General features: G+C 64.3%; 25 protein-coding genes. 10 read left to right on the top strand and 15 right to left on the bottom strand.

The features are described from left to right. Positions 1 to 121 precede the first annotated feature (121 nt). A complete protein-coding gene (gene mgtE / locus BM171_RS13720; protein WP_093013482.1) occupies positions 122 to 1,519 on the top strand; it encodes a magnesium transporter in 1,398 nt (465 codons plus the stop codon). Then, the gene (locus BM171_RS13715) at positions 1,516 to 2,070 is read left to right on the top strand and encodes a 5-formyltetrahydrofolate cyclo-ligase (RefSeq protein WP_093013479.1); all 555 of its coding nucleotides are present in this window, start codon (positions 1,516 to 1,518) and stop codon (positions 2,068 to 2,070) included. The genes mgtE and BM171_RS13715 overlap by 4 nt, the downstream gene beginning before the upstream one ends. A 7-nt stretch (positions 2,071 to 2,077) precedes the next feature. Here BM171_RS13715 and BM171_RS13710 read toward each other — a convergent pair whose 3' ends face one another. Beyond that, on the bottom strand, positions 2,078 to 2,443 hold the full coding sequence (locus BM171_RS13710) for a hypothetical protein (protein ID WP_093013476.1): 366 nt from the start codon (positions 2,441 to 2,443) through the stop codon (positions 2,078 to 2,080). Beyond that, positions 2,440 to 3,426 carry a cobaltochelatase subunit CobS gene (cobS, locus tag BM171_RS13705; protein ID WP_093013720.1) on the bottom strand — a complete coding sequence of 329 codons (987 nt, stop codon included), beginning with the start codon at positions 3,424 to 3,426 and terminating at the stop codon, positions 2,440 to 2,442. Before cobS ends, BM171_RS13710 begins: the two co-directional genes overlap by 4 nt. 160 nt (positions 3,427 to 3,586) lie before the next feature. Here cobS and BM171_RS13700 point away from each other — a divergent pair, with 160 nt between their 5' ends. The 4 genes from BM171_RS13700 to msrB all read left to right on the top strand — a co-directional run bounded on the left by BM171_RS13700 (position 3,587) and on the right by msrB (position 6,098). Next, positions 3,587 to 4,132 carry a sigma-70 family RNA polymerase sigma factor gene (locus tag BM171_RS13700; RefSeq protein WP_093013717.1) on the top strand — a complete coding sequence of 182 codons (546 nt, stop codon included), beginning with the start codon at positions 3,587 to 3,589 and terminating at the stop codon, positions 4,130 to 4,132. Further along, complete coding sequence (locus BM171_RS13695; RefSeq protein ID WP_093013473.1) at positions 4,129 to 4,845, top strand: anti-sigma factor; 717 nt, start codon at positions 4,129 to 4,131, stop codon at positions 4,843 to 4,845. The genes BM171_RS13700 and BM171_RS13695 overlap by 4 nt, the downstream gene beginning before the upstream one ends. A gap of 103 nt (positions 4,846 to 4,948) precedes the next feature. Next, complete coding sequence (locus BM171_RS13690) at positions 4,949 to 5,524, top strand: fasciclin domain-containing protein (RefSeq protein WP_093013470.1); 576 nt, start codon at positions 4,949 to 4,951, stop codon at positions 5,522 to 5,524. Between the two features lie 103 nt (positions 5,525 to 5,627). Further along, positions 5,628 to 6,098, top strand: coding sequence for a peptide-methionine (R)-S-oxide reductase MsrB (gene msrB, locus BM171_RS13685; protein WP_093013714.1), 471 nt, complete (start codon positions 5,628 to 5,630; stop codon positions 6,096 to 6,098). A gap of 67 nt (positions 6,099 to 6,165) precedes the next feature. Here the strand turns inward: msrB and BM171_RS13680 are convergent, their stop codons facing one another. Continuing rightward, positions 6,166 to 6,792, bottom strand: a complete 627-nt coding sequence (locus BM171_RS13680; RefSeq protein ID WP_093013467.1) for a J domain-containing protein — start codon at positions 6,790 to 6,792, stop codon at positions 6,166 to 6,168. A gap of 77 nt (positions 6,793 to 6,869) precedes the next feature. On the opposite strand from BM171_RS13680, the gene BM171_RS13675 reads away from it, so the two are divergent. After that, positions 6,870 to 7,127 (top strand): BolA family protein, encoded by a 258-nt coding sequence (locus BM171_RS13675; protein WP_093013464.1) that lies wholly within the window; start codon positions 6,870 to 6,872, stop codon positions 7,125 to 7,127. Positions 7,128 to 7,136: 9 nt separating this feature from the next. Here the strand turns inward: BM171_RS13675 and BM171_RS13670 are convergent, their stop codons facing one another. Both BM171_RS13670 and gatB read right to left on the bottom strand, forming a co-directional pair. Beyond that, positions 7,137 to 7,667: a hypothetical protein gene (locus BM171_RS13670; RefSeq protein ID WP_093013461.1), complete on the bottom strand. Its 531-nt coding sequence runs from the start codon at positions 7,665 to 7,667 to the stop codon at positions 7,137 to 7,139. Between the two features lie 125 nt (positions 7,668 to 7,792). Next, a complete protein-coding gene (gene gatB / locus BM171_RS13665) occupies positions 7,793 to 9,307 on the bottom strand; it encodes an Asp-tRNA(Asn)/Glu-tRNA(Gln) amidotransferase subunit GatB (RefSeq protein WP_093013457.1) in 1,515 nt (504 codons plus the stop codon). Between the two features lie 144 nt (positions 9,308 to 9,451). Here gatB and BM171_RS13660 point away from each other — a divergent pair, with 144 nt between their 5' ends. Beyond that, positions 9,452 to 10,186: a transglycosylase SLT domain-containing protein gene (locus BM171_RS13660; RefSeq protein WP_093013454.1), complete on the top strand. Its 735-nt coding sequence runs from the start codon at positions 9,452 to 9,454 to the stop codon at positions 10,184 to 10,186. A gap of 4 nt (positions 10,187 to 10,190) precedes the next feature. Here the strand turns inward: BM171_RS13660 and BM171_RS13655 are convergent, their stop codons facing one another. Together BM171_RS13655 and pepN are read right to left on the bottom strand one after the other, a co-directional pair. After that, positions 10,191 to 11,078, bottom strand: a complete 888-nt coding sequence (locus tag BM171_RS13655) for a 1-acyl-sn-glycerol-3-phosphate acyltransferase (protein ID WP_093013451.1) — start codon at positions 11,076 to 11,078, stop codon at positions 10,191 to 10,193. 150 nt (positions 11,079 to 11,228) lie between these two features. Then, entirely contained in the window at positions 11,229 to 13,784 is a 2,556-nt protein-coding gene (pepN, locus tag BM171_RS13650) for an aminopeptidase N (RefSeq protein WP_093013448.1), read from the bottom strand. A gap of 147 nt (positions 13,785 to 13,931) precedes the next feature. On the opposite strand from pepN, the gene BM171_RS13645 reads away from it, so the two are divergent. Together BM171_RS13645 and BM171_RS13640 are read left to right on the top strand one after the other, a co-directional pair. After that, a complete protein-coding gene (locus tag BM171_RS13645; protein ID WP_093013445.1) occupies positions 13,932 to 14,264 on the top strand; it encodes a hypothetical protein in 333 nt (110 codons plus the stop codon). 21 nt (positions 14,265 to 14,285) lie between these two features. Beyond that, a complete protein-coding gene (locus BM171_RS13640) occupies positions 14,286 to 14,435 on the top strand; it encodes a DUF2256 domain-containing protein (protein ID WP_217646713.1) in 150 nt (49 codons plus the stop codon). On the opposite strand, the gene BM171_RS13635 is transcribed toward BM171_RS13640, so the two are convergent. The 8 genes from BM171_RS13635 to BM171_RS18985 all read right to left on the bottom strand — a co-directional run bounded on the left by BM171_RS13635 (position 14,430) and on the right by BM171_RS18985 (position 19,664). Then, on the bottom strand, positions 14,430 to 15,011 hold the full coding sequence (locus BM171_RS13635; RefSeq protein WP_093013439.1) for a GNAT family N-acetyltransferase: 582 nt from the start codon (positions 15,009 to 15,011) through the stop codon (positions 14,430 to 14,432). The genes BM171_RS13640 and BM171_RS13635 overlap by 6 nt on opposite strands. Continuing rightward, positions 15,011 to 15,406 (bottom strand): ketosteroid isomerase-related protein, encoded by a 396-nt coding sequence (locus tag BM171_RS13630; RefSeq protein ID WP_093013711.1) that lies wholly within the window; start codon positions 15,404 to 15,406, stop codon positions 15,011 to 15,013. Before BM171_RS13630 ends, BM171_RS13635 begins: the two co-directional genes overlap by 1 nt. Then, complete coding sequence (locus tag BM171_RS13625; protein ID WP_093013436.1) at positions 15,403 to 15,852, bottom strand: arsenate-mycothiol transferase ArsC; 450 nt, start codon at positions 15,850 to 15,852, stop codon at positions 15,403 to 15,405. Before BM171_RS13625 ends, BM171_RS13630 begins: the two co-directional genes overlap by 4 nt. Next, the gene (locus BM171_RS13620) at positions 15,853 to 16,332 is read right to left on the bottom strand and encodes a UPF0262 family protein (RefSeq protein ID WP_093013433.1); all 480 of its coding nucleotides are present in this window, start codon (positions 16,330 to 16,332) and stop codon (positions 15,853 to 15,855) included. Positions 16,333 to 16,412: 80 nt separating this feature from the next. After that, on the bottom strand, positions 16,413 to 17,714 hold the full coding sequence (gene hisD, locus BM171_RS13615; protein WP_093013430.1) for a histidinol dehydrogenase: 1,302 nt from the start codon (positions 17,712 to 17,714) through the stop codon (positions 16,413 to 16,415). A 69-nt stretch (positions 17,715 to 17,783) separates the two neighbouring features. After that, positions 17,784 to 18,245, bottom strand: coding sequence for a DUF2948 family protein (locus BM171_RS13610; protein ID WP_093013427.1), 462 nt, complete (start codon positions 18,243 to 18,245; stop codon positions 17,784 to 17,786). Next, positions 18,242 to 19,510, bottom strand: a complete 1,269-nt coding sequence (gene murA / locus BM171_RS13605; RefSeq protein WP_093013424.1) for a UDP-N-acetylglucosamine 1-carboxyvinyltransferase — start codon at positions 19,508 to 19,510, stop codon at positions 18,242 to 18,244. The genes BM171_RS13610 and murA overlap by 4 nt, the downstream gene beginning before the upstream one ends. A gap of 4 nt (positions 19,511 to 19,514) precedes the next feature. Then, entirely contained in the window at positions 19,515 to 19,664 is a 150-nt protein-coding gene (locus BM171_RS18985; protein ID WP_172974949.1) for a hypothetical protein, read from the bottom strand. Between the last annotated feature and the right edge of the window lie 16 nt (positions 19,665 to 19,680).

Raw genomic sequence — 19,680 nt, 5'->3', positions numbered from 1 at the left:
CCGTTTCTCGCCGCGCGACCCTATGCCGGCGAGAGGGTAAGGTAAATCTGCGCCGAGACCTGTTGCTTCTTTGAAGGCTGCCCTAATCTCCGGTGGAAACACGAGACGCGAGGAGAGCAGGATGGCAGAAGACCAGCTCGACGTGGCCCCAGAGCCGGAAAACGCCGAGAGCGACGCTTACGCGCTCGACCCCAAGACCATTTCCGCGATCCTCTACACCGTCGAGGTGCAGGATCGTGAACGGCTCGTCGAGCTGATGGAGCCTCTGCATGCCGCCGATATCGCGGACATGCTGGAGCAGATGAACGCCTACGACCGGATGCGGCTCATCCGGCTCTATGATCTCGAATTCGACGGCGAGATCCTGACCGAACTCGACGAGAGCATCCGCGAGGAGGTCATCCAGATCCTCAAGCCCGAGGTTCTGGCTGACGCCGTGCGCGAGCTCGACTCGGACGACGTGGTCGACCTTCTCGAAGACCTCGAGGACGCGCAGCGCGATTCCATTCTCGAGGCCCTCGAGGACAGTGACCGGGTCGCGGTCGAGCAATCGCTGACCTATCCCGAGTATTCCGCCGGCCGTCTCATGCAGCGCGAGGTGGTCATGGCCCCCGAGCACTGGAGCGTCGGCGAGGCGATCGACCACATGCGTGCGAACGAAGATCTGCCTGACCAGTTCTATCACATCATTCTCGTCGACCCGCGCCTCAAGCCGGTGGGCAAGGTCGCGCTCGGCAAGCTGATGTCGTCGCGGCGCGAGGTGAAGCTGGCCGACATCACCGATACGAGCTTTCACATCATCCCGGCCACGCGCGCGGAGGCGGATGTCGCCTACGCCTTCAACCAGTATCACCTGATCTCGGCCCCGGTCGTTGACGAGAACGAGCGGCTCGTGGGTGTCATCACCATCGACGACGCGATGCTCGTCCTCGAGGAAGAGAACGAGGAAGACATCCTCCGTCTCGCGGGCGTGGGCGAGGAAAGCTCGCTTTCCGACACCGCGATCCAGACGACGCGGCAGCGCTTTCCCTGGCTTGCCGTGAACCTTGCCACCGCGATCCTCGCCTCGCTGGTGATCGCGCAGTTCGAAGGCGCCATCGCGCAGGTCACGGCGCTGGCCGTGCTGATGCCGATCGTCGCCTCGATGGGCGGCAATGCGGGCACGCAGTCGCTCACCGTCGCGGTGCGCGCGCTCGCGACACGCGACCTTACCGGGTCGAACGCGGTCCGTGTCATTCGCCGCGAGGCGACCGTGGGCCTTATCATGGGCGTGGCCTTCGCGGTGGTGATGGGCATCGTCGGTGTCGTCTGGTTCGGCTCGACGCAGCTCGGCTGGGTGATCTTCGCAGCGATGATCATCAACATGGTCGCGGCGGCCCTGGCCGGGATCGGGATTCCCATCCTTCTCGAGAAGATCAAGGTAGACCCCGCGCTCGCCTCGGGCACCTTCGTGACCACAGTGACCGATGTCGTCGGCTTCTTCGCCTTCCTCGGCCTTGCGAGCCTGGTGCTGCTGTGAGCCTCGAGGACCGAAAGGCAGCGGCCCGGAAGGCCGCCTTCGCCCGTAGGAAGGCCGCGCATGCGGCGCGCGGGCCCGGCGATGCAGGGCACTTGAGCCAGGTGCTCGCCGGGTATCGCGGGGTGCCGGTGTCAGGGTATATGCCGATCCGAACCGAGATCGACCCGATGCCTTCGATGGAGGAAGCGGCCGCGCACGGCCGCGTCTGCGTTCCGGTGATCGAGGCGAAAGGCCTGCCGCTCCGCTTCGCGCGGTGGGAGCCCGGATCGGAGATGGTCGAAGGCACCTTCGGCGCACTTGTCCCGAGGGATATCGAATGGGTCGAGCCGGAGATCCTGATCGTGCCGCTTGTCGCCTTTTCGCGGCGCGGGGGGCGGCTTGGCTATGGCGGGGGGTTCTACGATCGCACGCTCGAGATGCTCCGCAGAAGCCGCGCGACGCTGGCCGTGGGCTTCGCGTTTGCCGCGCAGGAGGCGGACGATCTGCCGCTCGAGCCTACCGATCAGCCGCTCGATCTGATCGTTACCGAGCGCGAGGTCATCGAGGTCTGAGCGCCGCTCACTCCACCGGGCAGCGCTCTATCGTGCGGAGCGTGATCTCGCGGCTCGTCTCGTCCCCGCCGTAGATATAGGCTTCAACCATCAATGCACGGCTGTCGGCCTCGGCGGCGATGAACCGGTCAAGAGTGTCAGCATCGGCACCGGCGGCGATGGCCCGGTCCCGATACTGGCGGATGGCAGCTTCGGAGAGGCCGTCATCGCTTAGCGCCGTAAGGCGTGCCGCAGCGATGCCGTAGCCGGCCCAGAACGCGGCGCATTGTATGTCGGGATTATCGGAAAGACGCGGCGCACGCGCGGGAGTGTCGGAGGGTGTCGCCAGGGCAGGCGCCGCGGCGAGAAGAAGGCAGAGCGCCCCGCCTCTCACCCCATGCTCACCGAAGCAGCGCTTTCGGGCAGTTCCTCGTCGAAGCAGCGCTGGTAGAACTCGGCCACGGTTTGCCGCTCGAGCTCGTCGCACTTGTTGAGGAAGGAAAGACGGAAAGCGTATCCCATATTTCCGAAGATCTGCGCGTTCTGCGCCCAGGCGATCACCGTCCGCGGGCTCATCACCGTCGAGAGATCGCCGTTCATGAAGGCGGTGCGCGTCAGTTCGGCTACCGTCACCATCTGCCGCACCGTCCGGCGGCCCTTGTCGGTGTTGAAGGACGGGTTTTTCGACAGAACGATCTCGACCTCGGCATCGACCGGCAGGTAGTTCAGTGTCGCAACGAGGCTCCAGCGGTCCATCTGGCCCTGGTTGATCTGCTGCGTGCCGTGATACAGCCCGGTCGTATCCCCGAGGCCCACCGTGTTCGCGGTTGCGAAGATCCGGAAGTAGGGATGGGGGTGGATCACCTCGTTCTGGTCGAGCAGCGTCAGCTTGCCGTCGACTTCCAGAACACGCTGGATCACGAACATCACGTCCGCGCGGCCCGCGTCGTATTCGTCGAAGACGATCGCGGTGGGGTTCCGCAGCGCCCAGGGCAGGATGCCTTCCTGGAACTGCGTTGTCTGTTTGCCGTCGACGAGACGGATCGCGTCCTTGCCGATAAGGTCGATCCGGCTGATGTGGCTGTCGAGGTTCACGCGCACGGCGGGCCAGTTGAGACGGGCCGCGACCTGCTCGATATGGGTCGACTTGCCGGTGCCGTGATAGCCTTGGATCATCACGCGGCGATTGTGCTCGAACCCGGCCAGGATCGCGAGCGTCGTGTCGGGATCGAACTTGTAGGTGGAATCGATATCCGGCACACGATCGCTGCCGTCCGAAAAGCCATGCACGACCATATCGGTGTCGATACCGAAGGTCTCGCGTACCGAGATTTCCTCGGTCGGTTTCGCATTGATATCCATCGATCCGTCCGCCATGCTTTCCGCGTCCTCCTGATCGGCTGCGTTGCGCGTCGTGGTGCAACATATTCCGGGGAGGAGCAAGGGAAAGCGCGGCGTGATCTCGCGCTCTCCCCAATGGCAGGGGTATCGAGGCGAGTTGATGCAGGATTCAGGCGGGCCCGGGGCCTCGGCGGCCATGAGCCCACAGGACGAGATCGAAGCTTTCATCGCGCGCATCGTGATGAAGGACCGCGCGGCATTTTCCGCATTATACGACCGCACCAGCGCGAAACTCTTCGCTGTGAGCCTGCGTGTCTTGAACGATCGCGCCGAAGCCGAGGAAGCCTTGCAGGAGGCCTATCTGCGGGTGTGGCACCGCGCCGAGCTGTATCGGGCCAACGGCTACTCGCCGATGACGTGGCTCATCACGCTGACACGGAACGTCGCCATCGATCGGCGGCGCAAGAAAAAACCGTCGACGGGCGAGGCGCTCGATGCGGCGGACACGATGCCTGACCAGGGACCAGGTCCCGAAGCGCAGGCCGCTCTGAATTCAGAGGCACGCGCATTGTATGGCTGTCTCGGGGAACTGCCGCCGGACCGGGCCGAGATGGTCCAGAAGGCGTATCTGGATGGCTGGACCTATGCCGAGCTTTCCGATGCGACAGGGGTCAAATTGAATACGGTCAGAACCTGGCTGCGCCGGGCCCTGATCCAGTTGAAGGAGTGTCTCTCGCGATGAGCGACGAGCGCGACGATATCATGCCGGGCAGTCCAGAGGACGATGCCGCGCGCGCTGCCGAATATGCCTTGGGTCTTATGCCCGAGGAGGAAATCGCTGCGTTCGAGGAGCGTCTCCTGCGCGAGCCCGAGCTCGAGGCGACCGTCGTCAGCTGGACCGAGTATTTCGCGTCCCTGGCCGACGCCTTGCCGCCCGTCGCGCCACCACCGCAGCTCAAGCGCCGGATCGAGGCGCTCGCATTCGGAGAGACGAAAGATCGTCCCTGGTGGCGGAGCCTCGTTCCCTACGCACTCGGCGCGGTCGCGGCGGCCCTCTTCGGCTGGGCCGTCATCACCACCGGAATGCTGGACATGGGGGGCACGACGCCGACCTATGTGGCCGACCTCGCGGCAGAAGAAGGATCGGAGCTGCTGGTCCATGCAGGATATCTCGAGGAAAGCAACGAATTCCTGATCCGCCGCGACGGCGGCACCGTGCCAGAGGGGCGCGACAACGAGATGTGGCTTGTCCCGGATGACGGACCGCCCATCTCGCTCGGCCTTGTGCCGCGCGAGCAGGGCGTCATCGGCCGGCAAGTGCTGGCCGAAGAGCTGATCCCGCTTCTCGAGGGCGGCACGCTCGCCGTATCCGAAGAGCCGGCTGGCGGTTCGCCCGACGGCACGCCAACCGAGGTTCGCGCGGTCGGTCCCATCGTGCCTTTCACGGACACGTGACCGCCGCCTCGCCCGAGATTTTGAAACTCCGATTTTGCGCTCCACGTGGGTCAGTGTGATCCCGGCCAAAAGGTCGGGGCACATGAATGACAGGAGTTTGAAGATGACCATCAAGACCACTTTCGGAGCCCTCGCCGTCGCAGCAAGCGCAGTTGCCTTCGGCGCCAGCACCGCGTCCGCTCAGGACAACCCGACCGTTGGCGGCGCGCCGATGATGGCCGACATGACCATCGTCGAGAACGCGGTTAACTCGCCCATCCACACCACGCTTGTTGCCGCCGTACAGCAGGCTGGCCTCGTCGACACGCTGAACTCCGAAGGCCCGTTCACCGTCTTCGCGCCGACCGATGATGCTTTCGGGATGCTGTCCGAGGACAGCCTCAACGCGCTGATGATGGACGAGAACCAGGAACAGCTCGCGCAGATCCTGACCTGCCACGTCGTCGCGGCGGAAGCCTTCTCCACCGCCATCGCGGGCATGATCGCCGACGACATGGGCAACCACCCGGTCGAGACCGTTGGCGGCTGCACGCTGCAGGCGATGATGGACGGCGACGAGATCACGCTGACCGACGAGAACGGCCGCACCGCGACCGTGACCATCGCCGATGTCGACCAGTCGAACGGTGTCATTCACGTGATCGACCGTGTGCTCCTGCCGGCCGGCCAGGCAGGCTGAACCCTGTAAACGCGTCCTGAAACCCCTATATTTCAGCGCAATGGGTCCGGACCGATCTCCGGTCCGGGCCTTTTTATTCGCCGAACGATTGGAGGCCGACATGATGAGCCGACGCACTTTCATCGGAACCACTGCCGCCGCCTTGGGGCTGGGCTCGGGTGCCGCGCGGGCGCAAGAGGGCAACTTTCCCGTGACCCGCAGCGAGGCCGAATGGCGCTCCATGCTGAGCGACGCCGAATTCACCGTCATGCGCGAGGAAGGCACGGAGCGCGCCTTCAGCTCGCCGCTGCACGATCTCAAGACGCAAGGCACCTACATTTGCCGCGGCTGCGATCAGGAGCTTTATTCCTCCGAGCACAAATACGACAGCGGCACGGGCTGGCCGAGCTTTTACAAGCCGATCTCCCAGGAGGTGATCGGCACGAAGCCAGACCGGTCGCTCTTCATGACCCGGACCGAGGTTCATTGCTCGCGCTGCGGCTCGCATCTCGGCCACATCTTCGATGACGGGCCTCAACCGACGGGCAAACGTCATTGCCTGAACGGCGTCTCGCTGACATTCGTCGAAGCGTAAGGCCAAGCTGACATGAAAAAAGGCGCGCGTCCCACGGGGCGCGCGCCTTTTTCGTTGTGCCGTTGGATTACTTGAAGAAGCGGCTGTCCTTGAGCTGATCCCAGGCCCACATGACAAGCTGCAACTGCTCTTCCTGGCTGCGGTCGCCGCCGTTCATGTCCGGGTGCAGCACCTTGATAAGCGCCTTGTACGCCTTCCGCACGTCGGTCTTGGTCGCATCCTCGCGCACCTCGAGAATATCCGCCGCGCGCTTTTCCGTCGGGGGCAGGCGGCGTCCTCCCGTCTTGCCAGCCTTGCCGGGATTACGGGTCGCGTTGTCGCCCAGAACCTGGTGCGCGTCCTCGATGCCGAGCCGCGCCCAGGCGCGAGCCTCGGGATCGCGCCAATCCTTGGTGCGTCGCTCCCAGACCTTGTCGGCGCTCGACTGAGCGTTCATCTCGGCTTCCGTCTTGCCCTCGAAGAAGCTCCATTGCGCGTTGTACTCGCGCACGTGGTCCTTGCAGAACCAGTAGAAGTCATCGAGCACGTCCGGCGCTTTCGGCGCGCGGAACTTGCCCGGCTCCTGGCAGCCCTCGTGGTCGCAGACGCGGGTGGAGGTTTCGGATTCGCCTGACATGCCCCGCCGTCCGCGCGGGCTCTTTTTCTTGGCCGATTTCACGGACATGTCGAATCCGAAGGGATCTGATCTGCTCATGTTTGAACACCTTTTCGACTCGGACGGTGCAGTTTAGACAAAACCGAACCGGATCATAGGGGGCGAAGCGTATAAAAATGTCGCGGACTGAATTGATGGAAACACGCCTGCGCGAGGCGTTCGAACCGCACGAGCTTGTCGTGCGGGATGACAGTGAGCGGCACCGCGGACATGCCGGATTTCAGGAGGGTGGTGAAAGTCACTTTCATGTCGTCATCCGCTCGGAGGCGTTCAAGGGCCAGAGCCGCATCGCGCGGCACCGTGCCGTTCATCAGGCCTTGGGCGCGGATCTCGTCGGCGCGATCCACGCGCTGTCGCTCGACCTCGGCGAATAGGGCAGGGCGTCAGGCCTTCTGCGCCTCTGCCGTGTCGGTCTTGTCACCCTCTGAGGCGGTTTTTTCGTCCTCTGTCTCATCGGGGCGATCCTCGCTCGCGGGGATCAGCCGCCCGGCGCGTTCGCGCAGAAGCGCGCCAAGGCCGCCTGTCGATGTCTTTTCAGGGTCGCGCTCGCCCTTGGCGTCCGCGTCGGGCTTCTCCGGAGCGCTTGCCGCGACCTTCGCCGGGAAGAGCGGTGCGGACTCGTTCTCGTCGTCATCGTCCGGCCCTTCGATCATGGGAACGGCGAAATCCTCGGCCCGGGCGAGCCGGGGACGCCGGAACACCAGCAGAGTGCGCCATTCCGTCACGCTCGAGCCGAGCCCCGCGCGTTCTTCGGAGGGCAGCGTGTCGGCGCGGAGATACTCCCAGCCGTCTGCGCCCATCTCGTTCATGAGCTCCTCGACCGCATGGGCGAACCGCGCTTTTGCGCCCTTCACCCCCTTGGCTTTCTTGCCTTTTTCGGGGGCAGGCAGAATGCGGTATTGATAGCGGGTCATGGGATCGGGGGCTCACTTCTTCAGGTCGGTCGGAACTGTACTGTCAGGCGCCCTGGAAGGCCAGCGCTGGCGGGGAGCAGAGCGAAGACTTGCTGACCAGCAGGACGAACCGCCGGTCATCCACCTTACAGGCCGAGCTTGGCCGAGACAATCTCGTTCACGGCCTTCGGATTGGCCTTGCCGCCCGTCGCCTTCATCACCTGGCCGACGAACCAGCCCGCAAGCTTGGGGTTCTGCTTGGCCTTCTCGACCTGATCGGGATTCGCAGCGATGACCTCGTCGACCGCGGTCTCGATCGCGCCGGTATCCGTGACCTGCTTGAGGCCCTTCTCCTCGACGATGGCCGCCGGATCGCCGCCTTCGGTATAGACGATCTCGAAGACGTCCTTGGCGATCTTGCCCGAGATGTCGCCCGACTTGATGAGCTTGACGAGCCCAGCAAGTTGACCGGGAGACACGGGGCTGTCCGAAATGTCGCGATCGTCCTTCTTCAGCCGGCCGAACAGCTCGTTGATGACCCAGTTTGCCGCCATCTTGCCGTCGCCGCCCTCGGCCGCGACCTTTTCGAAGTAGACGGCATTCCGCAGTTCAGCGGTCAAGACGCCCGCATCGTATTCCGAAAGGCCGAAATCCTTGACGAACCGCGCCTTCTTGGCATCGGGCAGTTCCGGCAGGCTCTCGGCGATGCCGTCCACCCAGGCCTGCTCGATCTCGAGCGGCAGGAGGTCGGGGTCGGGGAAGTAGCGATAATCGTGTGCCTCTTCCTTGGAGCGCATCGAGCGTGTCTCGTTCTTGTCGGGATCGTAGAGGCGCGTTTCCTGCACCACTACGCCGCCGCCCTCGATAATCGCGATCTGGCGGCGGGCCTCCACGTCGATGGCCGCCTGGATGAAGCGCATGGAGTTCATGTTCTTGATCTCGCAGCGCGTGCCGAGATGGCTGAAATCCTGCGTTTCCTGGTATTTTTCGTAATCTCCGGGACGGCAGACCGATACGTTCACGTCCGCGCGCAGGTTGCCGTTCTGCATGTCGCCATTGCAGGTGCCGAGATAGCGCATGATCTGGCGCAGCTTTGCGATATAGGCCGCCGCCTCCTCCGGCCCGCGGATATCGGGGCGCGAGACGATTTCCATCAGTGCGACCCCGGTACGGTTGAGATCGACAAAGGACATCGCCGGGTCCATGTCATGGATCGACTTGCCGGCGTCCTGCTCCATGTGGATGCGCTCGATCCGCACGCGGCGGGCGATGCCGGGCTCCATGTCGACGATGACTTCGCCCTCGCCGACAAGCGGATGATAAAGTTGGGAAATCTGGTAACCCTGAGGCAAGTCGGGGTAGAAGTAATTCTTCCGGTCGAACGCCGAGGAAAGGTTGATCGCCGCCTTGAGGCCGAGGCCCGTCCGAACGGCCTGCTCGACGCAGAACTCGTTGATGACCGGCAGCATGCCCGGCATGGCCGCATCGACGAAGGAGACGTTGGAATTGGGCTCTGCGCCGAATTCGGTCGAGGCACCCGAGAAGAGCTTCGCCTTGGAGGCAACCTGGGCATGGACCTCCATGCCGATCACGAGTTCCCAATCGTGCTTTGCCCCGGCGATGACCTTGGGTTTCGGAGCCTCGAAGCTCAAATCCAGCATGAGATGCGTCCTCTGGCGGCCTTGGAATTCAGGTCTTGCGTTTAGGACAGGGCCGGGCAGGGGGCAAGAGCCGGCAGCTCTTTGCCGCCGCAAGACGCACGCGGACTTGCATCGAGGCGCGAAAGACAGGCATTCTCGCGAGCGATGCTGCTCAGAACACTCATAGCGTCATTGGCGATCAGCTGCACCGCCGGGATGGCCGCGACCTCAGATACCCTCGACCTGATGCAAAAGGCCGAGGATCTGCCGCTTTTCGTGAAGCCCGATCCCAGCCCGCAAGCGGTTGCCGCCTCGCCCCGTCCAAAGGCGCGGCGCGATCAATTGCCAACCGCGCGATGGGGCAAGACCGGGCAGCGTGCCATCTGGACACGCGCCACCTTGTCGGCCCTGAACGGCCACGCCTCGCGCCTGCCCGAGATCGTCCCGCGCGATATCGAGGAATGGTGTCCGGCCTATCCCGAGGCGAACCGCCGCGACCGCGAAGCGTTCTGGGTGGGCCTTGTCTCGACGCTGGTGAAGCATGAAAGCACCTACCGGCCGACGGTGATCGGCGGCGGCGGGCGCTGGCACGGGCTCTTGCAGATCCTGCCGTCAACCGCGCGCCTTTATAACTGCCGGGCGACGACGGGGGCGGCGCTGCTCGACGGTCCGGCGAACCTCTCCTGCGGACTGAGGATCATGGCGCGCACCGTCTCGCGGGATGGTGTCGTCAGCCAGGGGATGCGCGGTGTCGCGGCCGACTGGGGTCCCTTCCATTCGGGCAGCAAGCGGCGGGACATGATGGCCTGGACGCGCGAGCAGACCTATTGCCAGCCGATCTTCAACACGCGCCCCGTGGCTCGGCCCGCACCGCCGATCGAGGTCGCGGAAGACGGCTGACGCCTCAGGTCGCGGTCAGGGCCTTCAGCCAGGACGGCCGCGCCGAATTGTCGAGAAGCGATACCGCTGGAGCCCGAGGACCGCCAAGCGCGAGGGTTGCGCGGCGCAGCATCTCGATCCCGTCTTCGGACTTCTGCGGCAGCGCCGCTGCCGAGATCGGCTCCCCGACGGTGATGCGATAGGGTTGACGGCCCTTGTTCAGCGTCTCGTGGAAGAGCGTGATGTCGCGCAAGGACGGGTGGATGAAGTCGAAGAGATAAAACAGGACCGAGTTGCGAGCCCGGATGTTCAGGGGAATGATAGGCAGTTCGAACTTGCGCGCGATCATCGCGGCCGAGCCCATCCATTCGCGTTCGTGCAGACAGAGGCCGCGCCGCTTGGCCAGACGGCCGGACGGAAATATGATGCCGAGCCGGTCCGCCTCGACCGCTTTGCGGGTATAGGCCATCGTCTCGCGGGTCTTGCCGTGGCTGCGCTTGTCCTTGCGCCACTCCACCGGGGCGATCATGTCCTCCATCTGCGGCAGCACACGCAATATGTCGTGGTTTGCAAAGAAATAGAGGTCTGGACGGATATCGCGCAGCACGTGGTTGAGCATGATTCCGTCGGCGATACCCGTCGGATGGTTCGCCACGATCAGAGCAGGCCCGCTGCGCGGCACGTTTGACAGACCGGAAACCTCGACATCCCGCGCAAGCATGTCGCCCAATTCGCGCATCAATTCCGCGCTCGGCATGTCACGAAACCGCTCGCCGAGGGCAATCGTCTTGCGATAGCCAAGCATGGCATTGAGGATACGACGCGCATGGCGCGTGCCGAGCTTGTCGCTGAAGAGCCAACCAGCGCGCTCTTCGATCAAGGGGTCGATGCGGTCCTTCATCTCGCTCGGCATCTTCAGTTCCGTCTTTTTATTATCCCATGACATGACACTCGCATGAAGGGAAGTGCGAATGGCCGCCTCAGACCGGCGACCCTCTGCCGAAAAACGGCTAAAGCATAGCGGAACGCGCAGACCCGGCCAAGAGTTCCGCGCGCACGGACTTCAAGCCGCGAGAAGGCGCGAGACCATCTCGCTCATGTCGCGGCTGAGATCCGGCGTAGCGGCGATCCGCTCGAGCGCGGCCTTCATGCTGGCGCGGCGATCCGCATCGTAGCGCGTCCAGCTCTGGAACGGCGCGCACATCCGGGCCGCGGTCTGCGGATTCTTCGCATCGAGCGTGATGAGCCAGCCGGCAAGGAAGTCGTAGCCTTCGCCGTCGGCGCGGTGGAAGCCCGCATGGTTCATTGCGAAGGCGCCTATAACTGCGCGGAAGCGGTTGGGGTTCTTCAGGTCGAAGGCCGGATGTTCGGTCAGGTGACGGGCGCGGGGCAGGGCGTTTTCTGGCGCGGTTGCCGCGATCTGCATCGCGAACCACTTGTCCATGACCAGCCGGTCGTCCTTCCACTGCGCCTCGAACGCTGCGAGCGCGTCTTCGTCAGCGCCCGCGCGGACAAGGCAGGTCAGGGCGGCAAGCTGGATCGTCATGTTGTCCGCGCTCTCGAAGGCGGCCGTTGCGGCAGCGCCGCCGTCAAGCCGCGTCTCGAGGCTGAGTGCCGCCGACCAGAGCGCCCGCTTGCCTGCCTGATCGGCATCGGGGCTGTAGGGCGCGCGGATCTCCGTCGCGTCCTTGATCGCAGGCAGAAGATGCTCAAGCCGCGCCGCCTTCGCATCCCCGAGCGCCTCCGCCGAGGTGAAGATCGCGTCCGGGTCGGGGGTATGGCGGCGCTCATGCAGGATCTGCGCGATCTCCGACTGTGTCGGTCCCGAGAGCATCAGGGCGCGAAAGGCCGGGTCGAGCGCTTCGTCGGAGACGAGCGTCGCGATCCCGTCGAGATAGCTCGCATCGGGCGCGGCACCTTCGGTGATCTGCGCGACAAGGCTCTCGCGCGCGAGCTGCCGCCCGGCATCCCAGCGATTGAACGGGTCGGTGTCATGCGCCAGCAAGAATGCCGTGCGCTCCGCATCCCAGCATTGCTCCAGCACGACCGGCGCGGAGAAACCGCGCAGGATCGACGGGACGGGCCTTTGCGCCATGTTCGGAAAGTCGAAGCTCTGCTCGGCCTCGCTCATCTCCAGAAGCGTGGTCGGCACGATCTCTTCGCCGTTCTGCCCCAGAAGTCCGACCGCGATGGGCAGGACTTGAGGAGCTTTCTGGTCCTGTCCGGGCGTCGGCGGCGTGTGCTGGCGGAAGGTGAGGGTATAGGTGCCGTTCTCGTAGCTGTCCGCGACCGAGAGCCGCGGCGTGCCCGCTTGGCTATACCACCGCTTGAACTGGCTCATGTCACGGCCCGTTGCGTCCTCGAACACGCGCAGCCAATCCTCGATCGTGCAGGCCTGCCCGTCATGCCGCTCGAAATGGAGATCGAGCGCCTTTGCATAGGCCTCGTCACCGACGAGCCGCTTGAGCATGCCGATGACTTCGGCGCCTTTCTCGTAGACGGTCGCGGTGTAGAAGTTGTTGATTTCCTGGAAGCTCTCGGGCCGGACCGGATGGGCGAGCGGGCCCTGATCCTCGGGGAATTGCCGTGCCCGCAGATCGATCACATCCGAGATGCGCTTGACCGGGGCAGAACGCATATCCGCGGTGAACTGGCTGTCGCGGAAGACGGTCAGCCCCTCTTTCAGACAAAGCTGGAACCAGTCGCGGCAGGTGATCCGGTTGCCCGTCCAGTTATGGAAATATTCATGCGCGATGATCGCCTCGATCCGCTCGAAATTCGCGTCGGTCGAGGTCTCCGGGCTTGCGAGAACGGCGGCGGAGTTGAAGATATTCAGCCCCTTGTTCTCCATCGCGCCCATGTTGAAGTCGTCGACGGCGACGATGTTGAAGACGTCCAGATCGTATTCGCGCCCGTAGACCTCTTCGTCCCACCGCATGGATTTCTTCAGCGCTTCCATCCCGAAGGCGCATTTGTGCTCGTCTCCGGGCCGGACCCAGAGGTTCAAGTCGACGGCGCGGCCCGAAGCCGTGGTGAAACGGTCCTCATGCGCGACAAGCTCGCCCGCGACCAGCGCAAAGAGATAGGAGGGTTTCGGCCAGGGATCATGCCATTCGGCCCAGCCCTCGCCCGATGCGGCGGGATTGCCGTTCGACAACATGACCGGCAGGTCGCCCTCGATCCGCACGGTGAAGGTCGCCATCACGTCGGGGCGGTCGGGATAATAGGTGATCTTGCGAAACCCCTCGGCCTCGCATTGCGTGCAATACATGCCGTTCGACATGTAGAGCCCCTCAAGCGCCGTGTTCTCCGCAGGGTCGATTTCAACCTCGGCCTCGAAGGTGAAGGGGGCATCGGGAGCGTCCTCGAGGCGCAGACCGTCCGCCGTGATCTCGGGCGCAACGCCCGCTCCGTCGATCTTTGCCGAGATCAGCGTGACGTTTTCGCCGTTGAGAAAAAAATCGCGGGTCTTCGTCGCCGGGTTCGGCGCGAAGCGAATACGGCTCAGAACGCGCGTCGCGTTCGGCGCAAGACGGAAGGTGAGATGAACATCCTCGACCAGATATCCGAAGGGCTCGTAGTCCTTGAGGTACACGGTCGTCGGGCTGGCATCTTTCAAGATTTCATCTCCTGTGGTCAGGTGTCGCAGTGCAGCATTCGTCTGTGCCGGGCCGGGAACCGCCCTATTTGGCAGAGTGTTATGCCTTCAGAGCCGCTGCGGCAAGTAAGGCTGCCGCAGCGTAGATAACAGTTCCGAGGTACTCAAATGTCCGCACCTGATACCGATGTCGAAAAGCAGGAGAAGAAGCATCGCCCCTCGCTTCTCGGGATCAAAGCATCCCTTTTCTACGGGGCGGCCCTTCTGTTGATCTTTGTTCTCTATGTCGCCTTCGTCGGCAGCAGCGACGAAGAGCAGGGCGTGGCAGGGGACGACACGGCCGGTTCCTCGATGGTCGAAGGCGAGACCGAGGCGACGACACTCGAAGGCTATGAGGCAGAGAGCTACGAGCCCGGCGGAAATTCGACCGGCAGCGTGACGATCGACGGCGAAGGCGAGAATGCGCCGTCCGGCGGCGACAATGCCGCGGGTCAGAACTGACGAGACCCTGTCTTGGCCCGGATGCGTAAGAAATCCGACTTGCCCCAGAAGGTCTGCGCGGTCTGCGCGCGGCCTTTCACATGGCGCAAGAAATGGGCCGATGTCTGGGATCAGGTCAAATATTGCTCGGACAGGTGCCGCCGTGATGCACGCGGCGGCAAGCCGTCATAGCTCCCTGATCCAGAACTGAAGCCGGTGAGTGGTCTCGTCCGGCTGATCGACATCTTTCCAGGCAAACTCCGCTTCTACGCCGGGCAACGGCGCATAGCCGCGTTTACGCCAAAATCCGTTGAGCGGCCTGTACTCGGCGGGTCGCATCGGATGATCTTCCGGCCGAAGCACGGCGCAGAAGCAGGCATGGCTGGCACCGAGCCGGCGCGCGTGCTCCTCGCGCATATCGAAGAAAAGATGTCCGATCCGAAGGCCACGATATTCGGGCAGCAAGACCGACTCCGCGCAGTAGAAAATCGACTCGAGCGAATATCCGGTCTGCGCGAAGGGTTTCGCGAAATCCTCGGCATGATCGGCCATGGGCGTTCCGGTGGCGGCACCGACGAGCCGATCGCCGTCGAAAGCTCCGACGAGGATCGCATCGTCGCTTTGACGGTAGATCTCGAGATAATCCCGCTCATATTCCGCATCGCCATCGTAGAGATAAGGCCAGTCGCGAAACACCTCGATCCTGAGCCGCGCCACGTCGTCGAGCGCCGCGTCAAGCGCCTCTCCGGTCAGCACGTCTACCCGCATCAGGAGACCTGCCGGATCCAGTCGCTCAGGTTGTAATAGGTGACGATGCGGATGATCCGTTCCTCGGAGAGCGTGAAGAACGATCCCGCAGGCAGCCGGTAGGTCTGGCCGTTGGCTTCGGGCAGGCCCTCATCCGTCTTCAGATAGGTGCCGTTCACCATGTATTCGGCCGCACCGCGCGTGCCGCCCTCGGCCTCGAACAGAACCAGCTCGGTCAGCCGCTCATCATAGCACTCGGCCATGTGATCGCAGAAGCCGCGAAACGCATCCTTGCCCGTGCGGATATCGCCTTCGTTGACGTAATGCGCGACCTCGTCGCTCAGGCAGTCGAGCATCCCCTCGATATCCTTGCGATTGAAGGCGTCGAAGTACCGGGAAAGCACGTGTTGGCTCATGGTGTCCCCCATTTCTCTGTCATGGCTCGGGTGATCGCGTCGCGCGCCTCGCGATAGGCGGCAAGTTTGGTGGCGCGGGTCTCGCCGGTGCCGGAGGGATCCGGGATCGGCCAGTATTCCAGCGTCATGTCGTAGAGGCGGGTCATATCGGTGGCGATGGCCTGCGCCTGCGGCGTCATCGCGACGATCAGATCAAATCCCGACAGCGCCTCTCCCATGCGTTCAAGCTCGGTCAGATCGCGGACCTTGTGGCGGGATAGCTCGACGCCGATCTCCTCGCAGACCGCGATGGCGAAGCCGTCCACGTCGGCATCGTGCATGACACCGGCCGATTGCACGTAAGGGTCCGCGCCGTAGAGCTTTTTCATGATGCCCTCGGCCATCGGAGAGCGGACCGCGTTGTGATCGCAGCAGAAGAGAACCGAGCGCGGCAGGGGTTCGGTCATTCAGCCCCCGTAATGCAGGACGGAGACGAGGGTGAACAGGCGCCGGGCCGTGTCCTCGTCGATGTCCGCCTTGCCCGCAAGGCGGTCCTGCAGGATCCGCGCCCCTTCGTTGTGGATGCCGCGCCGCGCCATGTCGATGGTCTCGATCTGGCTTGGCGGCGAGGTCTTGACCGCGTCGAAATAGCTTTTGCAGATCTGGAAATAGTCCTTCACCACCTGACGGAACGGCGAGAGCGACAGGTGAAATTCAGAGACCGGCGCACCGTCCTCCGAGGCCACGTCGAAAACCAGCCGTTTCTCGCGGATCGACAGCTTCAGCCGGAACGGCCCCTCCGGCGCGGGCGCATCGCCACGCGCGGGCAGCGAGAAGCTGTTGGTTTCCATCAGATCGAACATCGCGACACGGCGCTCTTGCTCGATCTCCGGGGTCGGGGGCGGCAGGTTTCCGTCTTCTAGGTCGATATGTACGATATGGCTCATGGGCCGGGTCTCGGATGCAGATGTATCTTTCTGCGTAGCGGCAAAGGGATGTCCGGGCAACGTCACTTTGCGTCCGAGCCTCAGCGATTGAGCTTCCGAAGCCGCGCGGTCACGGAGAGACCGTGGGCTTCGAGGCTTTCCGCCCGCGCCAGGGTTTCGGCGGCGGGGCCGATGGCGCGCAGCGCGTCGGGCGTCATCTTGGCAAGCGTCGTGCGTTTCACGAAGTCCATGACCGACAGCCCCGATGAGAACCGGGCAGAGCGCGCGGTCGGCAGAACGTGGTTCGGACCGCCGACATAATCGCCGATTGCCTCGGGCGTCCATTGGCCGAGGAAAATGGCCCCGGCATGGGTGATTTTCTCGGACAGGGCATCGGGATCAGCGGTGCAAAGCTCCAGATGCTCGGGCGCGATGCGGTTCGAGAGCGCGGCGGCCTCGGCCAGATCGCGCACCGTGATGATCGCGCCGAAGTCGCGCCAGGAGGCACCCGCAATCGCGCGGCGCTCCAGCGTCTCGAGCCGCGCCTCGACGGCGGCAGCGACCTCGCGGCCGAACGTCTCGTCGGTGGTGATCAGGATCGATTGCGCGCTTTCGTCATGTTCGGCCTGGCTCATCAGGTCGAGCGCGATCCAGTCGGGATCGTTGTCGCCATCCGCGATCACGAGGATCTCGGACGGGCCCGCGATCATGTCGATGCCGACGCGTCCGAAAACGCGGCGCTTGGCGGCGGCAACGAAGGCGTTGCCCGGCCCGGTGATCTTGTCGACCGGCGCGATGGTCTCGGTGCCGTAGGCAAGCGCCGCGATGGCCTGCGCGCCGCCGATCCGGTAGATCTCGTCCACGCCGGAGAGGCGCGCGGCGAGCATGACCAGGGGATTGATGACGCCGTCCGGGGTCGGCACGGTGATCGCCAGTCGGGACACGCCGGCGACCTTGGCCGGAATCGCGTTCATCAGAAGCGAGGAGGGGTAGGAGGCGAGCCCGCCCGGCACGTAAAGACCCGCGGCGGAAACCGGCGTCCAGCGCCAGCCGAGTTCCGCGCCTTCGGGATCCGTCCAGCGAGCATCCTCGGGTATCTGACGGGCGTGATAGGCACGGATGCGTTCGGCAGCCTGTTCCAGCGCCGCGCGGTCGGTGTCATCGACTTTCGCGATCTCGGCGTCGACTTCGCTTGCGGAAATCGCCAGTTGGTCCGCGGTCAGGTCGAGCCGGTCGAACCGTGCCGTGTAATCCAGAACCGCTTCATCCCCTCGCGCCCGCACATCCGCGATGATCGCGGCGACGGTGTCGTCCACGTCGGGGCTGTCCTCGCGCTTGGCGGTCAGCAGCGCGGCGAAGGCGTCCTCGAAATCGGGCGCGTTCGTGTCGAGGAAGACGGGCATGGGGCCTCTCCGTTGATCCTGCGCCGGGGTTCTAGTGATACGCGCAGGAGGCGCAAGCCGAAGCGGCGCTCATTCCGGGTGCTGCGGCCGTTTGCCGGACGGCGCGCGGTAGGGGCGGGTGACATCCTTCAGCCGCAGCTCGAGCGCTTCGACCTCGACCCGGATCGCGCCGTCCCCGGCAAAGGCGATCTCCACCGCGCCGGAGCCGTCGTCTCCGGGCGCAAAGGTGATGGTCAGGATCTGCAGGATCATGTCGCGATCCGAGCGATCGATGCCCTGGCTCGAGACGTGCAAGGCGTTCTCCACGACGAGAAGCGACTGAACGCGTTCCACTTCGGGCGTGCGATCCTCGTGCCGCAGGCGGTTGATCAGCAGCGCGACCTGTCGATCGCGCGCCCGCCAGGCAATCTCGGTCACTGGAAGGACGGCATCCTGTGCAAGCGCCGAGAGCACCGCGAGATCGTCGGGATCCATCGCGCCGAGATTGAGCGGCTGCGGGCCGGCATCTTCGAACCGTGCGTCCTCGCTCATGCTTCCTTGATCCTTTCGATCTTCGCGCCGACGCCCGAGAGCTTGGCAACGACGTGTTCGTAGCCCCGGTCGAGATGATAGACGCGGTTGACGGTCGTCTGACCCTCCGCCGCGAGCCCGGCAAGGATCAGCGAAACGCTTGCTCTGAGATCCGTCGCCATGACCGGCGCCCCCTTGAGACTGTCCACGCCGGTCACGCGGGCGGTGCCGCCATTAACCTCGATCTTCGCGCCCATCCGCATCAGCTCGGGCGCGTGCATGAACCTGTTCTCGAAGATCTTTTCTTCAAGGACGGATGTGCCTTCGGCAGTGCAGAGCAGGGCCATCATCTGCGCCTGCAGGTCGGTCGGAAAGCCCGGGAACGGCTCTGTCGTCACATCGACGGCCGAGACGCGTCCGTTCCGGCGGGAGACCGTGAGGCCGCGCTCGGTTTCGGTCACGTCGATACCCGCTTGCTCCAGCTTGTCGACGAAGGCCGAAACGAGGCGTTTCTCGCCGCCAAGGCAGGTGACTTCGCCGCCGCAGATGGCCGGGGCCAGCATGTAGGTGCCAAGCTCGATCCGGTCGGTCACCACCCGGTGCGTCGCGCCGCCGAGGCGATCGACGCCCTGAACCGTGATCTCGTGCGTGCCGTCGCCCTCGATCTGCGCGCCCATGCGGCGGAGGCATTCGGCAAGGTCCACGATCTCGGGTTCGCGCGCGGCGTTCTTGATGACCGTCGTGCCCTTGGCGAGCGTCGCGGCCATGAGCGCGTTCTCGGTCGCGCCCACCGAGACGAGCGGGAAGTCCACGACCCCGCCCTTGAGCCCGCCCGGCGCCTTGGCGTGCACGTACCCGTCCCGCAGGTCGAGCTCCGCGCCCATCGCCTCGAGCGCCCGCAGATGCAGATCGACGGGCCGCGCACCGATGGCGCAGCCGCCCGGAAGGGAGACCACAGCGTGCCCGTCGCGCGCCAGCATCGGACCCAGGACAAGGATCGAGGCGCGCATCTTGCGGACGATGTCGTAATCGGCGCAGTGATTGTCTATGGCATGGCTCGATAGCGCGAGGACATGGCCGTCCTGCAGCGCCGTCACCTCGGTCCCGAGCGATTGCAAGAGCGTCGTCATCGTGCGGATGTCCGACAGGCGCGGCGCGTTCATCAATGTCAGCGGCTCTTCGCTCAGGAGCGTCGCCGGCATCAGCGTCAGGCAGGCATTTTTCGCGCCTGCGATAGGGATGTCCCCCGATAGAGGGCCATTGCCCGTCACCACGATCGAATCCATGCCCTCAATCCTTGTTATCTGTCCCGCTCGGCGCGTCGTCTTCGCGCGCCTTCGCCTGACGCTTGCGACGCGCCAGGTTCGCCTTGAGCGCGGCCTTGAGCCGGTCCTCTCGACCGGTGTCGCGGCTGCCTTTCTGCGGGGGTTTCTGCTCCATGACGGGTGTCTATATG

This window comes from Roseivivax halotolerans (assembly GCF_900115815.1).
GTDB classification, from domain to species: Bacteria; Pseudomonadota; Alphaproteobacteria; order Rhodobacterales; family Rhodobacteraceae; genus Roseivivax; species Roseivivax halotolerans.
Note: the sequence above shows the minus strand (reverse complement) of the source record. Positions and strands in the feature narration are given on the sequence as shown.